The sequence below is a fragment of the Vibrio sp. 1978 genome (assembly GCF_033344345.1).
The window spans coordinates 1-620 of record NZ_JAWPOP010000659.1; the positions used below are offsets into that span (position 1 = coordinate 1).

Annotated in this window: 1 protein-coding gene; it reads left to right on the forward strand. The window is 42.9% G+C overall.

Translation table 11 applies throughout. From position 1 onward, the window contains the following. The first annotated feature begins 16 nt into the window (after positions 1-16). The gene (gene toxS / locus R8N49_RS28395; RefSeq protein WP_005454545.1) at positions 17-532 is read left to right on the forward strand and encodes a transmembrane regulator ToxS; all 516 of its coding nucleotides are present in this window, start codon (positions 17-19) and stop codon (positions 530-532) included. The last annotated feature ends 88 nt before the right edge of the window (positions 533-620 follow it).

Below are 620 nucleotides of genomic sequence, written 5' to 3' on the forward strand. Positions count from 1 at the left end.
AATAAAGGAGGCCAGCATGAAGATTAAAGTAGCATCTGCGGTTTTGGCCGTATCTATCCTTTTCAGTGGTTGGTTGTACTGGGGCAGTGACCTTAAAGTTGAGCAAGTGCTTACATCAAATGAATGGCAGTCAACCATGGTGACTGTGATTACTGATAACTTGCCAGACGATACCGTAGGCCCGTTACGTCGAGTGAATGTGGAGTCGAACGTTAAGTACCTGCCGAATGGCGATTACATTCGCGTGGCAAACATCAAACTGTTCGCACAAGGCTCGACGGCTGAATCGACAATTAATATTTCAGAGAAAGGTCGCTGGGAAGTGAGTGATAACTATCTGCTTGTTTCTCCTTCTGAGTTCAAAGATATTTCTTCTTCTCAATCCAAGGATTTTTCTGAAGCGCAACTACGTTTGATTACTCAAATCTTTAAGCTAGATGCAGAACAAAGCCGCCGAATTGACGTGGTTAATGAGAAGACTCTGCTATTAACTAGCCTAAATCACGGTTCTACGGTACTGTTTAGAAACTGAATTTTATTAGTGATAAGGGGGCAAGATGCCCCCTTAATTTTTTCTCATGGATTGGTTAGACACTTTCACTCTCTTTTTCGGCTCGCTC

Bases quoted from the DNA above. Each gene is read 5' to 3' on its own strand.
- toxS (WP_005454545.1), top strand. From the start codon at position 17: ATGAAGATTAAAGTAGCATCTGCGGTTTTGGCCGTATCTATCCTTTTC.